The sequence below is a fragment of the Flavobacterium granuli genome, from assembly GCF_031456055.1.
GTDB lineage: Bacteria > Bacteroidota > Bacteroidia > Flavobacteriales > Flavobacteriaceae > Flavobacterium > Flavobacterium granuli_A.
Window position 1 is genome coordinate 380647 of sequence record NZ_JAVDTX010000003.1, and the last position, 17481, is coordinate 398127.

The 17481-nt window shown below is 36.0% G+C and carries 14 protein-coding genes; 4 read left to right on the plus strand and 10 right to left on the minus strand.

Annotated features, from left to right (window positions below):
- Positions 1-139 precede the first annotated feature (139 nt).
- Positions 140-1240: a DNA-processing protein DprA gene (gene dprA / locus J2W95_RS08690; RefSeq protein WP_310005988.1), complete on the plus strand. Its 1101-nt coding sequence runs from the start codon at positions 140-142 to the stop codon at positions 1238-1240.
- A gap of 121 nt (positions 1241-1361) precedes the next feature.
- On the opposite strand, the gene J2W95_RS08695 is transcribed toward dprA, so the two are convergent.
- From J2W95_RS08695 to J2W95_RS08705, 3 genes are all read right to left on the minus strand, one after another.
- Complete coding sequence (locus J2W95_RS08695) at positions 1362-4280, minus strand: FAD-binding and (Fe-S)-binding domain-containing protein (protein WP_310005989.1); 2919 nt, start codon at positions 4278-4280, stop codon at positions 1362-1364.
- 79 nt (positions 4281-4359) lie between these two features.
- Positions 4360-6255 (minus strand): phosphoglycerate dehydrogenase, encoded by a 1896-nt coding sequence (gene serA / locus J2W95_RS08700; protein ID WP_310005992.1) that lies wholly within the window; start codon positions 6253-6255, stop codon positions 4360-4362.
- 328 nt (positions 6256-6583) lie between these two features.
- Entirely contained in the window at positions 6584-7393 is an 810-nt protein-coding gene (locus J2W95_RS08705) for a DUF1338 domain-containing protein (protein ID WP_310005994.1), read from the minus strand.
- Positions 7394-7582: 189 nt separating this feature from the next.
- On the opposite strand from J2W95_RS08705, the gene J2W95_RS08710 reads away from it, so the two are divergent.
- A complete protein-coding gene (locus J2W95_RS08710) occupies positions 7583-8056 on the plus strand; it encodes an Lrp/AsnC family transcriptional regulator (protein WP_111408403.1) in 474 nt (157 codons plus the stop codon).
- 82 nt (positions 8057-8138) lie between these two features.
- Here the strand turns inward: J2W95_RS08710 and trpS are convergent, their stop codons facing one another.
- Positions 8139-9113, minus strand: coding sequence for a tryptophan--tRNA ligase (gene trpS / locus J2W95_RS08715; RefSeq protein ID WP_310005997.1), 975 nt, complete (start codon positions 9111-9113; stop codon positions 8139-8141).
- A 103-nt stretch (positions 9114-9216) separates the two neighbouring features.
- On the opposite strand from trpS, the gene J2W95_RS08720 reads away from it, so the two are divergent.
- Positions 9217-9984 carry a lysophospholipid acyltransferase family protein gene (locus J2W95_RS08720; protein WP_310005998.1) on the plus strand — a complete coding sequence of 256 codons (768 nt, stop codon included), beginning with the start codon at positions 9217-9219 and terminating at the stop codon, positions 9982-9984.
- 33 nt (positions 9985-10017) lie between these two features.
- On the opposite strand, the gene recA is transcribed toward J2W95_RS08720, so the two are convergent.
- The 6 genes from recA to J2W95_RS08750 all read right to left on the minus strand — a co-directional run bounded on the left by recA (position 10018) and on the right by J2W95_RS08750 (position 15982).
- On the minus strand, positions 10018-11037 hold the full coding sequence (recA, locus tag J2W95_RS08725) for a recombinase RecA (RefSeq protein WP_310006000.1): 1020 nt from the start codon (positions 11035-11037) through the stop codon (positions 10018-10020).
- Between the two features lie 129 nt (positions 11038-11166).
- Positions 11167-11949 carry an enoyl-CoA hydratase/isomerase family protein gene (locus tag J2W95_RS08730; protein ID WP_310006002.1) on the minus strand — a complete coding sequence of 261 codons (783 nt, stop codon included), beginning with the start codon at positions 11947-11949 and terminating at the stop codon, positions 11167-11169.
- 10 nt (positions 11950-11959) lie between these two features.
- Positions 11960-13375, minus strand: a complete 1416-nt coding sequence (locus tag J2W95_RS08735) for a sensor histidine kinase (RefSeq protein WP_310006005.1) — start codon at positions 13373-13375, stop codon at positions 11960-11962.
- 59 nt (positions 13376-13434) lie between these two features.
- Entirely contained in the window at positions 13435-13989 is a 555-nt protein-coding gene (locus J2W95_RS08740; RefSeq protein ID WP_310006006.1) for a CopD family protein, read from the minus strand.
- A 5-nt stretch (positions 13990-13994) separates the two neighbouring features.
- On the minus strand, positions 13995-15008 hold the full coding sequence (gene hemH / locus J2W95_RS08745; RefSeq protein WP_310006009.1) for a ferrochelatase: 1014 nt from the start codon (positions 15006-15008) through the stop codon (positions 13995-13997).
- 101 nt (positions 15009-15109) lie between these two features.
- Positions 15110-15982: an AraC family transcriptional regulator gene (locus J2W95_RS08750; protein ID WP_310006010.1), complete on the minus strand. Its 873-nt coding sequence runs from the start codon at positions 15980-15982 to the stop codon at positions 15110-15112.
- 228 nt (positions 15983-16210) lie between these two features.
- Between J2W95_RS08750 and hemA the strand changes: the two genes are divergently transcribed.
- Positions 16211-17467, plus strand: a complete 1257-nt coding sequence (gene hemA / locus J2W95_RS08755; protein WP_310006012.1) for a glutamyl-tRNA reductase — start codon at positions 16211-16213, stop codon at positions 17465-17467.
- The last annotated feature ends 14 nt before the right edge of the window (positions 17468-17481 follow it).

Genomic DNA, 17481 nt, shown 5'->3' on the forward strand with positions numbered 1-17481 from the left:
TTGTTTTTTAAGGAATCTTTTTTTTAAATCAATTTTTTGTTCTTTTTTTTAAAATTTGGAATCTCTTTTTTTACAAATGAATGGGTTTTTAATTTTTAAACTTTTTAAAATTCGAAAATTTATCTTATAATTGTAAGATATGTCAGAAGAAAATCTATTTCATGTATTGGCTTTACTCCGTGTTGAAGGGGTGGGAGATATTATGGCCAAAAAGCTACTTACCCATTTTGGAACTGCCGAGAATGTTTTGAATGCAAAATCCTCCCAACTTGCCGCCATTGACGGTGTAGGTACTGTTCTGTTAAGAAATTTTAAGGAGAAAACCATTTTTGAAAAAGCCAATCAAGAGTTGGATTTCATTAGAAAGAATAACATTGAGGTGTTTGGTTTTCAAGATGAAAAATATCCAGATCGGCTAAAACACTGCATAGACGGACCGGTTTTGTTGTTTTCTTCAGGGAACATTGATTTAAAAAATCGAAAAATAATCAGCATTGTCGGCACGCGCCAAATCACCTCTTATGGCACTGAATTCTGTAGAAAATTAATAGAAGATCTGGCGCCTTTGGATCCGATAATCGTCAGTGGTTTTGCTTATGGCGTTGACATCGTGGCACACCAACTGGCGATGGATTACGATTTACAGACAATTGGAGTTGTTGCCCACGGTCTGAACCAAATTTATCCTAAACCACATAAAAAATACGTTGCAAAAATGGAACAGAACGGCGGTTTTATGACAGAATTCTGGAGTACTTCAAATCCAGATAAAGAGAATTTTGTTCGTAGAAACCGCATTGTTGCCGGAATGACCGAAGCCACGATTGTCATTGAATCTGCAGATAGGGGCGGTTCGTTGATCACAGCGAATATGGCCAATGATTATAATCGAGATGTCTTTGCAGTTCCCGGGCGCGTCACCGATAAATACAGTCAAGGCTGTAATAATTTAATTAAAACTCAAAAGGCGAATGTACTTACTTGTGCCGCCGATTTGGTTTATATGCTAAACTGGGATATTGAGAAAGAAGTCAAACCGATTCAAAAACAATTGTTTGTCAACCTTGATGACGACGAACAAAAAGTGTATGATTACCTTTTGAAAACAGGAAAAGAAATGATGGACATTATTGCCCTGCATTGTGATTTCCCCATTTATAGAATTTCGGGTTTATTACTCAATATGGAATTAAAGGGAGTAATACGGCCTTTGCCAGGGAAAATGTTTGAGGCTATATAATTTTAGATTATAGAATGTAGATTTCAGATTTCAGCAAGAAAGTAAAGATTGATTGTTTACCTCAAAAAAAAAAGCAGATGTCCAAAAACATCTGCAATCTTTATTCTTAAGTCTGTAATCTTTATTTTAAAGCCTTATAAAGTATCTCAACAGGGTGAAATGCTGTTCGGCTTGTTCCGTCGCTTATTTGGTGCCTACAGCTCGTTCCTGAAGCTGAAATTAACGTGGCTTGTTCTTCTGAACGAATGGTTGGGAATAATACTAATTCTCCAATTTTCATCGAAATGTCATAATGCTCTTTTTCATAACCAAAAGATCCCGCCATACCACAGCATCCGCTTGGGATATTAAGCACGGTATAGTTTTGTGGCAACATTAGGATTTTCTTTAATGGTACCAATGAAGACAACGCTTTTTGGAAACAGTGACCGTGCATACGGACTCTTTCGGTATTTTCTGTGAAAGATGCTGATGTGATACGTCCTTCGTCCAATTCTTTGGCCAAGAATTCTTCGATTAACATTGCTCTGCTTGAAAATGCTTTGGCTTTTACTTTCAAGTCACCACGGCATAAATCCGGATATTCATCACGGAACGATAATATAGCCGATGGTTCAATTCCAACCAAAATTGCGTTCTCCGGCATTACTTTGGCGAAAGCCTGAGTATTTTTTTCGGCCAATTCACGGGCTTCTTTCAGCATTCCTTTTGAAAGATAAGTTCTTCCGCTGAATCCGATTTGTGGAATCACAACTTCATAACCCAAACGGTTAAACAGCTTTACGGCAGTTTGTCCTATTTCGACATCATAGAAATTCAAGAATTCATCGTTGTACAAATAGACTTTTCCGTTAATGAAATTTCCGGTTTGTCTATAATTTTTGATCCAATTCTGAAAGGTAATCTTGTGCATTTGAGGCAACGATCTTTCGGTGGCAAAACCTGTCGCGCGTTTCACAATATTTCCAATGATTCCTTTGGTTCCAAAATTATACATCCAAGGCAATGAACCAAATAATTGGTTGATTTTTGGAGTGTTACCAATTAATTTCGAACGGAATTTAACTCCGTTTTTATCATGGTATTGTTGTAGGGTTTCTGCTTTTAGCTTCGCCATATCCACATTGGATGGGCATTCGGATTTACATCCTTTACAGCTCAAACATAAATCCAATACTTCAAGTAAACCTTCGTCATCAAATTTGTTTTCTTTGGTTGAATTGGTGATGGTTTCTCTCAATATGTTGGCTCTGGCGCGAGTGGTGTGTTTTTCATCACGCGTTGCCATATAACTTGGGCACATTGTACCGCCGCTTTTTTCTGTTTTTCGACAATCTCCCGATCCGTTGCACATCTCGGCAGCACGCACGATTCCATTGTGTTCGGAGAAATCAAAATAGGTTTCCGGCATTGGAGTTTCCTGTCCAGGATTATACCTTAGACTGCTGTCCATCGGAGGCGTATTTACCACTTTCCCAGGATTAAAAATACCCCAAGGATCCCAAGTATTTTTCACTTGGATAAACATTTGGTAGATTTCTTCTCCCAACATCAATGGAATAAATTCACCACGAAGTCTTCCGTCTCCGTGTTCTCCACTAAGTGAGCCTTTATATTTTTTAACCAAATGGGCAATATCGGTAGCGATAGTTCTGAAAAGCGCTGTCCCTTCTTTGGTTTTTAGGTCAATGATTGGGCGAAGGTGCAATTCTCCTGTAGCAGCGTGTGCATAATGCACACAGCTTAGATTTCGCTCTTTTAGAATAGCATTGAAATCTTCGATGAAATCAGGTAAATCATTAACATCAACCGCAGTGTCTTCAATAACGGCAACTGCTTTGGCATCACCGGGAATATTAGACAATAATCCCAATCCTGCTTTTCTAAGGTTCCAGACTTTATTGGTGTCTTCTCCCCAAACAATCGGGAAGTGGTAGCCAAGGTTTTTGGAACGCATCAGCTCTTCCATTTCTTTGGCGATTTCGACAATTTCTTCTTGTGAGTCCCTTAAAAATTCAACAACCAAAATCGCCTGTGGATCACCTTCCACAAAGAATCTATTTTTACTTTGCTCGATATTTTCTTTGGTACATTCAAGGATATAATGGTCGATTAACTCAACACTGTCCGGTTTGAATTTCAAGGCTTCCAAGTTGGCTTTCAACGATTCGTTGATGCTATTGTGGTGTACGCAGACCAAACCAGCGAAAGGTTTTAGTGCATCAACCAAATTCAGTTTAATAGCTGTCGAAAAGAACAAAGTCCCTTCGGATCCTGCTATTAATTTGCAAAAATTAAATTTTTCGGTTGGATCTCCAAAAGGCTGACTGTCAGCTAATAAATCCAATGCATAACCCGTATTTCTTCTCGGAATTGATTTTTTAGGATAATTTTCGTCGAATAACGCTCTGTTGGCCGGCGATGACAATAATTCTTTGGTTTGAACATAAATGGCTTGTTCCAATGGGCTTGCCACATTGATACCGTTGCATTTGTCTTCAAATTCGGCATTGGTCAAAGCACCAAAAGTTACTTCGTTTCCATCTGCCAAAAATCCTTTAATTTCAAGCAAATGCTCACGTGTAGAACCATAAATTACAGATCTTGCACCACAGGCATTGTTACCTACCATTCCGCCAATCATACAGCGGTTACTGGTTGAGGTTTCAGGGCCAAAGAATAATTTATAGGATTTTAAATGTAAATTCAGTTCATCTCGAATCACTCCAGGCTCTACCCAAGCTGATTTTTCGACTGGATCAACCGAAAGGATTTTGGTAAATTCTTGTGAAATATCAACCACAATTCCATTCCCAACAACTTGTCCAGCAAGAGAAGTTCCAGCTGCACGAGGAATTACGCTACTTTTGTTTTCTCTGGCAAAAGCAATGATTTTTTGAATATCTTCCTTAGTTTTTGGAATGGCCACTGCCAATGGCATTTCTTTGTAAGCGCTTGCATCAGTGGCATAAAGCGTACGCATGGTGTGGTCGTACAATAGTTTTCCATCTAATTGCTTTTCAAGACTTTCAAGGTTCATTTGGGTAATTTTTTATTAAAAAATTTCAGCTTATAGATTTCGGTTAATTTGAAATCTATAAGCTGAAATCTAAAATTATTTAGTATAGAATTCTATATCTGATTGTATTTGGAATCTTTTTTAATTTTTTCTCCAAATCTTTGTTGTGGAAATTATCGATATCGGTAATTACATACCCCAAAGTTTCGTTGGTTTTTAGATATTGACCCAAAATGTTGTTGTCATATTCTAAAAGGATATTGTTGATTTGTGCCAAAATACCTTTTACGTTTTCATGGATATGCATGATACGGTGTGCACTTTGAAGTTCAGGAAGCTGAATTTCAGGAAGGTTTACACTTCCATAAGTCGTACCAGTATTGATGTAATTGATTATTTTGTTAGCAACATAATGTCCGATGTCTTCTTGAGCTTCTTCGGTACTTCCTCCAATGTGCGGCGTCAATATTACATTTTTCAAACCTTGCAATTCAGATACAAATGGCTCATCGTTGTTTTTTGGTTCATAAGGGAAAACATCGACAGCAGCTCCGTGAATTTTACCGTTTTTTAAATTGGCAACCAATGCTTCAATGTCAACAACGTGACCTCTTGAAAGGTTCAAGAATACAACACCTGGCTTCATGTAATCAAAAGCATCGGCGTCGATTATGTTTTTGTTGCTTGCGCGTCCGTCAACGTGTAAAGAAACTACATCTGAAAGAGCTAACAATTCTTTCAAAGAAGAACATTTTTTAGCATTTCCAAGAGCCAATCTGTCAACTGCATCGTAGAAATATACTTTCATACCTAATGCTTCAGCAACGATAGAAAGCTGTGATCCAATGCTTCCGTATCCAACCAAACCTAATTTCTTACCACGAATTTCAACACTGTTTGTGGCCGATTTGTCCCAAACGCCTTCGTGCATTAATTTGCTTTTTTCGAAAGTATTACGAACTAACATAATGATTTGTCCCAAAGCTAATTCCACAACAGATCTAGTGTTGCTGTATGGTGCATTGAAAACCGAAATACCTTTCATGCTACAAGCGTTCAAATCCACTTGATTGGTTCCGATACAGAATGTTCCAACAGCGTGCAATTTATTAGCATGTTCCAAAACTTTTGCCGTAACGTGAGTTTTTGAACGGATTCCTAATATAGAAACGCCTTTTATTTTTTCGATCAATTCGTCTTCAGACAAAGATCCTTTGATAGTTTCTACATTATAGCCTTCGTGTTCAAAGATTTTAACGGCGTCTTCGTGAACGTTTTCTAATAATAAAACGTTGATTCTGTTTTTTGGATAAGAAACTGAAGCTTTATAAGACAGTTCATAAAGAATTTCATCCAATGATGGCGCTATTTGACTAGCTTTTTCTACTACGATTTTACGGCTTACATTTTCAGTAAAAGCAAAAAACTTGCTTACCGCTCCACCTTCTAGGGTTTCGTAATCGGTATATCCGTCACCAATCATTATCGCTTCTCCTTGAAGATTCAATGATTTGATTTTTTTTACTTTTCCTTGATTTTCACACAATTCGTCTTTTTCGTCAAAACCAATTATTTTTCCGTCATGGTCAAATTTGAAAGTGTTGGCCAAAACGTGTTCTGGTTTGATTCCGTATTCCGAAACTATTGGAATAATGATTTCTTTAAAACCATTCGAAATGATATATATATTGTCAGAATGCTGTTTGAAAAAAGTTCTGTTTCTAATTACCGAAGCAGTTACTTTCTTTTTCAACTCTTCAATTACAGTTCCAATATGATCTCTATTGGCTTGTAATAACTGAATTCTTTTAGTCAAAGATTCTTTTAGCGAAAGCTTTCCTTCCATCCCAAGATCAGTTAACCTTTGGATTTCCTTTAATATTTGCTCACCAGCTGCACTATCTTGGTAAATTACTTCGCATAATACATCAAGTGCTTCTACTTTTATAAAAGTACTGTCAAAATCGAATATAAATGTTTCCTGATTTTCTGTCATCTTTTTTGTGTTTGTCACAAATAAAAATTATTTGTAAATTTTTTGCACAAAGATAAACCCTCGATTGTTATTCTAAAAATATATTGGTATAATACTAGCCAGTTTAACGATAATTGAGGTTATTGTTATAAATAGTCTGTTTGATGGGACATTATTAAATTTAATCCTCAAAAAGCAATTTTAAATTTTATTTTATTTATTTAAAAATGAGTTTTTCAATCTGGATTTATACAATTTTGGAGAGATATTTCTTAAAAACTATAATAACTTGTCATAATCCAATCCAAAAAATGGCGAATATGACAAGTTATTGAAATGTTTTTAGCTTCTAATTTTGCAATTTCACATCTGTGCTTTCAAATATTTTATCAGCAGATGAAGCTACAAATCCTTGGTACAAATTACCGTCAGCCATAGTGTAGCGCAATGCAAATTCGTAATAGCAAGATGGAATTTCAATAGAACCTTCTTCAAAAGTGATGGTGTACAAATCGGCTAGTGTACTGGATTGCTCTAAAAATTGCTCAGGAGTTCCTTTTATTTTTCCTCCGGAAGCGTTTAATTTCCAACCGTTTTCCTCCAAAAAGTTGTTCAACTCTTCTAGTTTTTCAAAATTCTTAAGCGCGTTTACGTTAATGGTAAAATGATTGGCTCTAAAACCGTAGATATACATCCAAGCTGCATATTCTGATTCTTCCAAAAGTGATTTGTAAATCGCCTGTGAATCTGATTTCCAAAAAGTACTGTTCAAAGCCAATTGTGGGTGATTAAACTCATTTGGGTCGCAATCGTCCAATATTTTTTTAACCGTGTTTTGTAACGATTCAGAACATTTTTCTAACTCTAATTCGGAGATAAAAATTCTCGGCGCATCTTTGTCTGTAGTATGTTCGTAATGTTTTGCAAATAACTTTTTAGATTCAAAAACATACTCTCCACGGGCTTCATATCCAACGTTTACGAAAATTTTTTCTAAGACAGAGATGTTGACTCTTTTGTCATTAAATGTTCTAATGGCAATGTGATCATTTAGAATGGTTTCACCTTTCTCTTCTAATAACGTGTGTATTTTTTTTGCAGATGGGGTTATTTCAGCATATTGTTCCCATAGTTTCGAAAGCAGTTGATTTTTGTCCATTCCTGTCTGTGTTTTTAAATTGTAAGAATGACACAAAACTAGATAGAAATCTGTTGAAATAACACAATGTAGGTTGGATTATTTATAAAAAGACATATATGAGTAATAATTGTGTAATTTTGACAGCAGTAAGCATTGTTTTTGCTTTAGAATTGTCAATGTTATAGTTTTTAACCAAATAATGAAGTGATGTTAAACTCCAAAAACAACGAAAATACTGATTATTTAGACCAAGAAATCATCAGAAAGCTGAGTGAGAATGGAAGAATTCCATATTCTGAATTGGCCAAAGAATTAAAAGTATCCAATTCATTAGTGCATTTGCGTGTGCGAAAATTGCAGGAATCGGGAGTGATTGCAGGATTTTCAGTTAAATTGAATGCGAAAGCCAATGGTTTTGAAACCATTACATATACCGGAATCACTACCAAAGAAGCCCGTTTCGCTTACTCAATAGCTGAACAACTCAAATTGATTCCTGAGATTGTGGAATGTCATTGGGTTTCGGGTAAATATGCTTTGTTTATCAAGATTGTGGCGGCCAATAACGAAGAGTTACGCAAAATTATCTACGAACAAATTCACATTATTGAAGGAGTGGGAGGAACGGATTCCTTTATTTCTTTTGGTTCTGCTTTCGAGAAAAACCTGCCGATACAATAAGGTTTATAAACACGAATTGCACTAATTAGCACGAATCTGTTCGTGCTAATTAGTGCAATTTGTTTAGTTTTTGAAATTTTATCTAAATCTCAAATCCCAATTTCTCTCTTACTTTTGCCAAAACGCCATTTGCAACCGCACCGGCTTTTACGGCTCCTTTCTTCAATAAGGTATCAACCTCTGGGCGATTGTTGATGTAGTAGTTGTATTTTTCTCTTTCGGTTTTAAATTTTTCTACAATCAATTCAAACAAAGCTTGTTTGGCGTGGCCATAACCATAATTTCCACCTAAATAATTTGCTTTCATAGTTGCAATTTGCTCTTCATTGGCTAACAAAGAATAGATGGCAAAAGCGTTACAAGTATCAGGATTTTTTGGATCTTCTAATGGCGTACTGTCTGTCTCAATACTCATTACTTGTTTGCGTAGCGCTTTATCGTCCAAGAAAATATTAATGATGTTATTTGCAGATTTACTCATTTTTCCACCGTTTGTACCAGGAATTAGCATGCTATCTTCTTGGATTTTGGCTTCTGGAATTACAAATGTTTCTCCCATTTGGTGGTTGAAACGGGATGCCACATCACGTGTAATTTCTACATGTTGCAATTGGTCTTTTCCAACGGGAACAAATTGGGCATCATATAATAAAATGTCTGCAGCCATAAGCATTGGATACGAAAACAAACCGGCATTAACATCATCTAATCGATCAGATTTGTCTTTGAATGAGTGTGCTAATGTCAAACGTTGGAAAGGGAAAAAACAGCTCAAATACCAAGATAATTCCGCTGTTTGCGGCACATCGGACTGGCGGTAAAAAATCACTTTTTCGGTATCTAAACCACAGGCCAACCACGCGCAAGCAGTGCTATAAGTGTTGCCTCTTAATGTTTCTCCATCTTTTATTTGTGTAACCGAATGGAAATCGGCTATAAAAAGGAAAGATTCATTTTCTGGTTTATTCGACAATTCGATTGCAGGTATAATTGCGCCCAATAGGTTCCCTAAATGCGGAGTTCCTGTACTTTGAACGCCTGTAAGTATTTTTGCCATTTTTATTTTTTTAAATCTAGTATGATAGTATGGTGATGTAATATTTGATTGCAAAGTTAATTCTTTTGCTAAATTTTCCGCAAGTTTCCTTACTTTTGGCTTCATGAAAAGTATAAAAAAGATATTTTGGGCTGTTTGGCGGGTATGGTTTTATGTGGTGATGCTCATACCTATCCTGATTATGCTTCCATTTTTGGTGGCTTCCATATTGACTGAAAAGGGTTACCCCTATTTCTTTAAAATGTCCCGTATTTGGGCCAAATGTGTGCTTTTTGGAATGGGTTTTTATTATAGAATAGAAAAAATCCAAAAATTGGATCACAAGAAGAGCTATATGTTTGTAGCCAATCATACTTCCATGACCGATATTATGCTAATGCTTGCCGCAGTGGATAATCCTTTTGTTTTTGTTGGAAAAATGTCGCTTGCAAAGATTCCATTGTTTGGGTTTTTCTACAAAAGAACCAGTATTCTAGTAGATAGAAGCAGTTCTAAAAGTAGAATGGAAGTGTTTGACGAAGCTCAAAAAAGAATTGATAGAGGGTTAAGTATTTGTATTTTCCCAGAAGGTGGTGTACCACACGACGAGACTATCCTTTTGGATAATTTCAAAGACGGAGCTTTCCGTTTGGCTGTAGAACATCATTTACCGATAGTTCCTCTCGTTTTTCCGGATAATAAAAAAAGATTGTCGTACACGTTCTATAGCGGAAGTCCAGGGCTAATGCGCGTTAAGATTTTACCTTTGGTTGAAACGGTTTCGGAAAACGGAGAGCCATTGGACAGAAAGGAAGTACGAGAACACGTTAGAACTTTAATATATAATGAATTATTAGCATTCAAAAAGCTGGATGAATCAAAAAACAATTAAAAAAAAAGACCGCAATTGCGGTCTTTTCTATTTTTATGCTTCTGCTAATTCCTTGATGTGACTTTTAATTTTCACTTCAAGTTCATCCGCCAATTCTGGATTGTCTTTAATCAATGATTTAACGGCATCACGGCCTTGTCCAAGCTTGGTTTCACCATAACTGAACCAAGAACCTGCTTTTTTGATAATTTCAAACTCTACTGCAAGATCTAGTATTTCACCTGTTTTCGAGATTCCTTCACCATACATGATGTCAAATTCGGCCACTTTAAAAGGTGGAGCCACTTTGTTTTTTACAACTTTTACTTTAGTACGGTTACCCAAAACATTTTCACCATCTTTAATTTGTGTAGAACGACGAATATCCAAACGTACCGAAGCGTAAAACTTCAAGGCATTACCTCCAGTAGTTGTCTCTGGATTTCCAAACATTACACCGATTTTCTCTCTCAATTGGTTGATGAAAAATACAGTACAATTCGTTTTGCTAATTGTTCCAGTCAATTTTCTTAATGCTTGAGACATCAAACGAGCATGAAGACCCATTTTGGAATCTCCCATTTCACCTTCAATTTCACTCTTAGGTGTCAATGCAGCAACAGAGTCAATAACCACGATGTCAATAGCTCCAGAACGGATCAGGTTTTCGGCAATTTCAAGTGCTTGTTCCCCGTTATCAGGTTGTGAAATGATTAAGTTTTCGATATCAACTCCTAATTTCTCAGCATAATTTCTATCAAAAGCATGCTCCGCATCAATAAAAGCAGCAATACCTCCCGCTTTTTGAGCTTCTGCAATTGCATGAAGTGTCAAAGTCGTTTTTCCAGAGGATTCTGGTCCGTAAATCTCTATAATTCTTCCTTTTGGATAACCACCAACTCCCAAAGCCAAATCAACTCCCAAAGATCCCGAAGAAATTGTTTCTACTTCTTCAATGGCTTTGTCGCCCATTTTCATTACAGTTCCTTTTCCGTAGGTTTTGTCTAATTTGTCAAGTGTAAGCTGCAACGCTTTCAACTTAGCTTCTTTCTCTGAACTGCTTTTTTCTTTCATCTCTATTTCTTTTGTTTATTCAGTTTTTCCTTTATTTTATTCAAAATAAGGGATCGTTTTTATATAATTTTCGTAAAAATACTCCTTTTTTTCGAAGTAGCAAAAGTTGTTTTTTTAACATTTAAAGAACTACTTCCCTGTAAAAACAGCTTTTCTTTTCTCTAAAAATGCTTTTGTTCCTTCGTTGAAATCTTCGGTTCCAAAGCATTTTCCAAAGTTTTTGATTTCGGTCTCATAACCGTTCTTTCCTTCGGTATAATTAGCATTAATTGCTTTTATGGCTCTACCAATCGCAAAAGGAGAATTCTTCATGATTTTTTGGGCAATTCCTGTGCAAAATTCGATTAACTCGGCTTGAGGAACTACGTGATTCACTAATCCGTATTGTTTGGCTTCATCTGCAGTTATCATTCCGGCAGTCATAATCATTTCCATTGCACGACCTTTACCAATCAATTGTGGTAAACGCTGAGTTCCTCCATATCCTGGAATAACTCCAAGAGAAACTTCCGGAAGTCCCATTTTGGCATTGTCTGAAGCTACTCTAAAATGACAGGCCATGGCCAATTCCAATCCACCTCCCAATGCAAATCCATTAACTGCTGCTATAACTGGTGTTTTTAGGTTTTCAATAAGATTAAACAACAATTCTTGCCCCTGAAAAGCCAGTTGCGCTCCTTCTTCGATTGTAAAATGAGCAAATTCTGAAATGTCTGCACCAGCAACAAATGCTTTTTCGCCAGTTCCCGTAAGTATGATAACTTGAATTTCTTTGTTTTTACCCAATACTTTTATGGCTTTGTGCAAGTCGTTGATCGTTGCAATATTCAAAGCATTTAGTTTATTTGGTCTATTGATGACAACTGTTGCAATGTTGTTTTCTAGTGTAATTAAAAGATTGTCGTAGTTCATTGTGTTATAATTATGAGTTAATGATGGGTAAGGTAACTGTGAATATAGTACCTCTTCCAAATTTAGATTCAAAGGTAATTGTTCCGTTGTAGTTTTCTATAATGTTTTTTATAATTCCAAGGCCTAAACCCATTCCGCTGTTTTTGGTAGTGAATTTGGGTTCAAAAATGTTGTCGATATGTTCAGGACTTATTCCAGTTCCATTGTCTTTTATCGTAATAATGACTTCTTTATTTATTTTTTCTATGGTGACCAATATCATTTTGGTTTCCTGATTTTCTGGAATGGCTTGTATGGCGTTTTTAACCAAATTGGTTATTACACGAATGAGTTGAGTACGGTCAATTTTAGAAATAACTTCTTTTTCGGAACATTCCAAAACAATATAATCTTCATGAAAAATATCCAAGGTAAGTTCTACCACTTCAACGACATTCAGCATTTCATTTTGTTGGGCGGGCATAGAAGCAAAATCGGAAAAGGCTGATGCAACGGCGCTCATCGTGTCTATTTGCTGAATTAAGGATTCAGAGAAATCGTTTAATTTTTGTTTAATATTTGGTTCTTCTGGATTGAATTTTCGTAGAAAACTCTGAATAGTAAGTCGCATTGGCGTTAGCGGATTCTTGATTTCGTGAGCCACCTGTTTAGCCATTTCACGCCAGGCCAAATCCCGTTCGTTTTGAGCCAAAACAATGGCGTTTCTCTCGAGTTCTCCAATCATTCTGTTATAGGCTAGTAAGAGCATGTTAATCTCTTTAATTTTGGCCGAAAATGGAATTTTTTCGTTCTTTTGGTTCAAACTGGTTTCACTTAATTTTTCTGCAAAATCATAGATTGGTTTGGTAATAAAGGTAGAAAGGAAATAAGCCAGTCCAAAAGCCATGGCGATCATAAGTGCATACACCTGTATCAAGCTTATTAAGAAATTGTTTAATTTTTTTTCATAATAGCCATCATCGGGGACGTTAGGTAATTTTAGAATTCCGATGGGTTTGAATTTTTTATTTTTTATAAGGCTATAGGAGGATCGGTATTTAATTCCATTAATGGTTTTGACTTCGACAAATCTTTTTTCAATTGAAGCATTGACTAATCTCAGGATGAATTTTGAGATTGTTGGGATTTGTGTCGCAGCGGCGAAGGATTCTTTGGAGGATTTCAGTAATTTTCCATCTAAGGAATAGAACTGTATTTCAGTATTTTGTATATCGGATATTTCGTAGATTTTATCTTTAAAGATTAATTTTATATTAGCATCGGTCAGAGGATACTTGGTGTTTGAAAGCATATAATTGATGTGCTCTTTTACATAATGTTCCTTGCCTTCTATTCGCTTTTGATTGTATTCTTTTGCGATAGTTTTGTATTGAAAGATGGAAATGGTTATAAGCAAAAGAGAGGTGGCAATGATTAATACAACCATTGATAGAAAGATTCTAACACGTAATGAAATTATGGGAATCTTTAAGTTTTTAAGCATAATTACGATTTATTTCGCTCCCTAATTCTTTTGTAAAATTTAAAACCAAGCATAATAGTAATCGAAAAGAGGAAAATACCGATCACTCCATAAATCCAATTTACGGCATTTTTCAATACAACCAAAAATACAACAGCGAATAAAATTATAGTGGCAATCTCATTCCACAAACGCATAAAATTGGTAGTGTATTTTACTTCGTCCCTCTGTAATTGACTGAAAATTTGCTGGCATTTTAAATGATATAAATATAGCACAAAAACGAAGCCAAGTTTTACGTGCATCCAAGGCATTTTTAACCAAGCGCTTCCCAAATCGGTAAAAAACAGCATCCAAAACGCAAAAATGCTAGCCAATACGGCTGATGGCCAGGTAATGATATACCACAATCGGTAGGACATAAGTTTATATTGTTTCTGCAGAATTTCTTTTTCAGGCGAAGGTTTATCGGCAGCTTCTATTTGGTACACAAACAATCGGACGATATAGAATAATCCTGCGAACCAAGTGATTACAAATATGAGATGTAGGGATTTGAGATAGTTGTAGAGTTCCATAAAAATTATTTAGCCCAGTCATTAATCCATTTACTTACCGTAGCGCACCATTCGTCATCATCGTTCAAGCAAGGAACGGCCAAGAAATTTTCGCCTCCGTGTTCTTTGAATTGGTGATTGGCTTCCATTGCAATTTCTTCCAGAGTTTCCAAACAATCTGCCACAAAAGCAGGAGTCACAATGGCTAGATTCTTAATTCCTTTTTCAGGAAGTTTGTTCACTTCAACATCCGTGTAGGGTTCCAACCATTTATCTCCAGCCAAGCGCGATTGAAAAGTTTGGCTGTATTTGCCTTCAGGAATTCCAAGTGCTTTTACAACTAATTTTGTGGTTTCATAACATTGGTGACGGTAACAAAATTCGTGTGCCGGTGATGGCGTGTTGCAACAAGAACCATCAATTTTACAATGTGATTTGGTTACATCAGTTTTGCGAATATGACGCTCCGGAAGTCCGTGATAAGAGAATAAAAGATGGTCGTAATCAAATCCGTTTAAGTGTTTTTGGATAGAATCGGACAGGTTTTTAATATAATCTGGTTTGTTGTAAAATGCAGGAACAGAAGTGAATTTCATATTAGGGAAATGCTTTTTTCTGATTTCTTCCGCTTTATCAAGAACGGTAACTGTCGATGACATCGCGTGGTGCGGATACAAAGGCAAAAGCAATACCTCAGTAACACCTTTGTCTTGCAATTCCTGTAAGCCTGCCATCAACGAAGGGTTTCCGTAACGCATTGCTAAAGCAACCGGAACATTGGCTTGCGGTTTTACTTTTTCGTACATTCTTTTTGAAATGACCACAAGTGGCGAACCTTCGTCTGTCCATACTTTTGCGTAAGCAGCAGCAGCTTTTTCAGGTCGTTTTCTTAGAATAAGGCCACGAACCAAAAATGCTCTCAACAAATACGGAACATCAATCACGTATTTGTCCATTAGAAATTCATCTAAATAGGGTTTTACATCTTTCGGGGTTGGACTTTCAGGTGATCCTAAGTTTATTAATAATGCGCCTTTCATATCTAGGTGATTTTTTTGCCAAAAGTATAGAAAGCTACTTTTTGGAAATATGATAAATGTTATTTTTTTATTATGTTTTGATATTTAAAATCAATCGTGTTTTAAACATTTGAATTGATTGACATCAGGTACTTCTTTGGAGTAGTTGCAAATTTCTTTTTGAAAGCCGCGATGAAATGACTTCCGGTACTGTACCCGATTTTCAGTCCCACTTCATTGACATTATAGGAACCGCTGTCCAGCAATTGGCGGGCATAATCCATTTTATGGTCGAAAAGGTAACCATAAACGGTGTCACCATAAATTTGCTTAAAACCCATTTTGAGTTTCTTTAACGTCAAACCTACTTCATCAGCCAATTCTTGTAATCCTGGAGGCTCAGCCATATTGGTTATGATGATTTCTTTGGCTTTTTTAATTTTATAGACGTTTTCTTCATCAATCAAAAATGGACATTGTTCCGCATTCGGATCTTCAGAGCGATTAAAATACAAGCTCAACAATTCGTATCCCTTGCCTTTGTAATACAAATTCTTGATCGAAGGATTTAAATTATAATGAAACAATTGACTCAAAACAATTGCCATTGAAGGACTAATATCGCCCTCTTTATAGTATTTTTTGTCTTTATTCTCTTCGCTCAAAAACGGAATATGCCCCGAATCATTAGAAAATAATCGGTGAAATTTTTGAATCGAAATTAAAATGGATATCACCCAAGTATTAGGTGCCAATTCTAAATTGAGGGGTAATTCTTTTTGAGGGTTGTAGAATAAGTATGATTTTTCCTCATTCAAATCCAATATGTAACTCCCTTGGTTAAAGTTGAATTTAGCCTTTCCTTTTAATCCAAAATGAAATTGAATCAAGCCATTACTCACTTCGTGTTTGGCTTGAAAAGTTTCTAAACCATCATTTTGAAAACGAAGTAGCGTAAAATCATCTTCAATTGTTATAATATCTTGTGAACTCATAACGATATTTTTTTATTTAAAAAAAGACTCTTAATGAAAATATTTATTTAGAATCACTCTAAACAAGTCGGAATCCGACCCTTGATAACGCTACAAAAATAGCAGTTTTTATTAGAAAACAACGAATTAAATTTAAAAAAGCATCTAGCGACACAAATAGAACTTTTAGCGTTACTTTTATAGAAACGATAGTAATATTTTTGTAGGCTTATATGTGAAAGGGAATATATGGAAAATCATAACGGTTCAAAGCATCACTATTTTTACTCAATCGGTCTTAGCTATAAAAAAGCCGATGCCGAGATAAGAGGTAAATTTAGTTTAGACACTTTAGCTAAAACTCGTTTACTCGAACAAGCCAAAACTGAAGGGATACAAAGCTTATTCGTGACTTCGACCTGTAATAGAACTGAAATCTACGGCTATGCCGAACACCCTTTTCAATTAATAAAATTACTTTGCGAGAACAGCAACGGTACTGTTGAAGACTTTCAAAAGGTCGCTTATGTTTTCAAAAACCAAGAAGCTATTTCTCATTTATTCCGAGTAGGAACAGGTTTGGACAGCCAAATTCTAGGTGATTTTGAAATCATCAGCCAGATTCGTAATGGTTTTGCTGAAGCCAAAGCACTGGGTTTAGCCAACGCTTTTATGGAAAGATTGGTAAATGCTGTAATACAATCCAGTAAAAAAATCAAAAATGAAACCGAAATCAGTTCAGGAGCCACTTCGGTGTCTTTTGCATCGGTTCAATACATTATCAAGAACGTTCCAGACATTGGAAACAAGAATATTTTACTTTTCGGAACAGGGAAAATCGGAAGAAATACCTGTGAGAATTTAGTAAAACACACCAAAAATGAACACATCACTTTAATCAACAGAACCAAAGACAAAGCTGAGAAATTGGCCGGAAAGTTGAATCTAATTGTTAAAGATTACTCGGAATTGCATCTTGAATTGCAAAAAGCCGATGTGGTGGTTGTCGCTACAGGAGCCCAAAATCCTACTATCGACAAGGCAATTTTGAATTTGAAAAAACCATTGTTGATTTTGGATTTGTCTATTCCAAAAAATGTAAACGAAAACGTCAAAGACCTTGAAGGAGTTACTTTAATTCACATGGATCATTTATCTCAGATGACTGATGAAACATTGGAAAACAGAAAGGCCCATATCCCAGCAGCAGAGGCTATTATTGAAGAAATAAAGGACGAATTTATCGCCTGGACCAAAGTAAGAAAGTTTGCTCCAACGATCAATGCCTTGAAAGAGAAGCTAAACACGATTAAAAATTCGGAATTGGATTTTCAAAGCAAAAAGATGTCCAACTTCAACGAAGAACAAGCCGAAATCATCAGCTCCAGAATCATCCAAAAAATCACTACCCATTTTGCCAATCATCTTAAAAATGAAGACACAATGGTAGATGAGAGCATCGATTGGATCGAAAAAGTTTTTCAAATAGCAACGACTACAAAATAAGGAACCATCAAGGA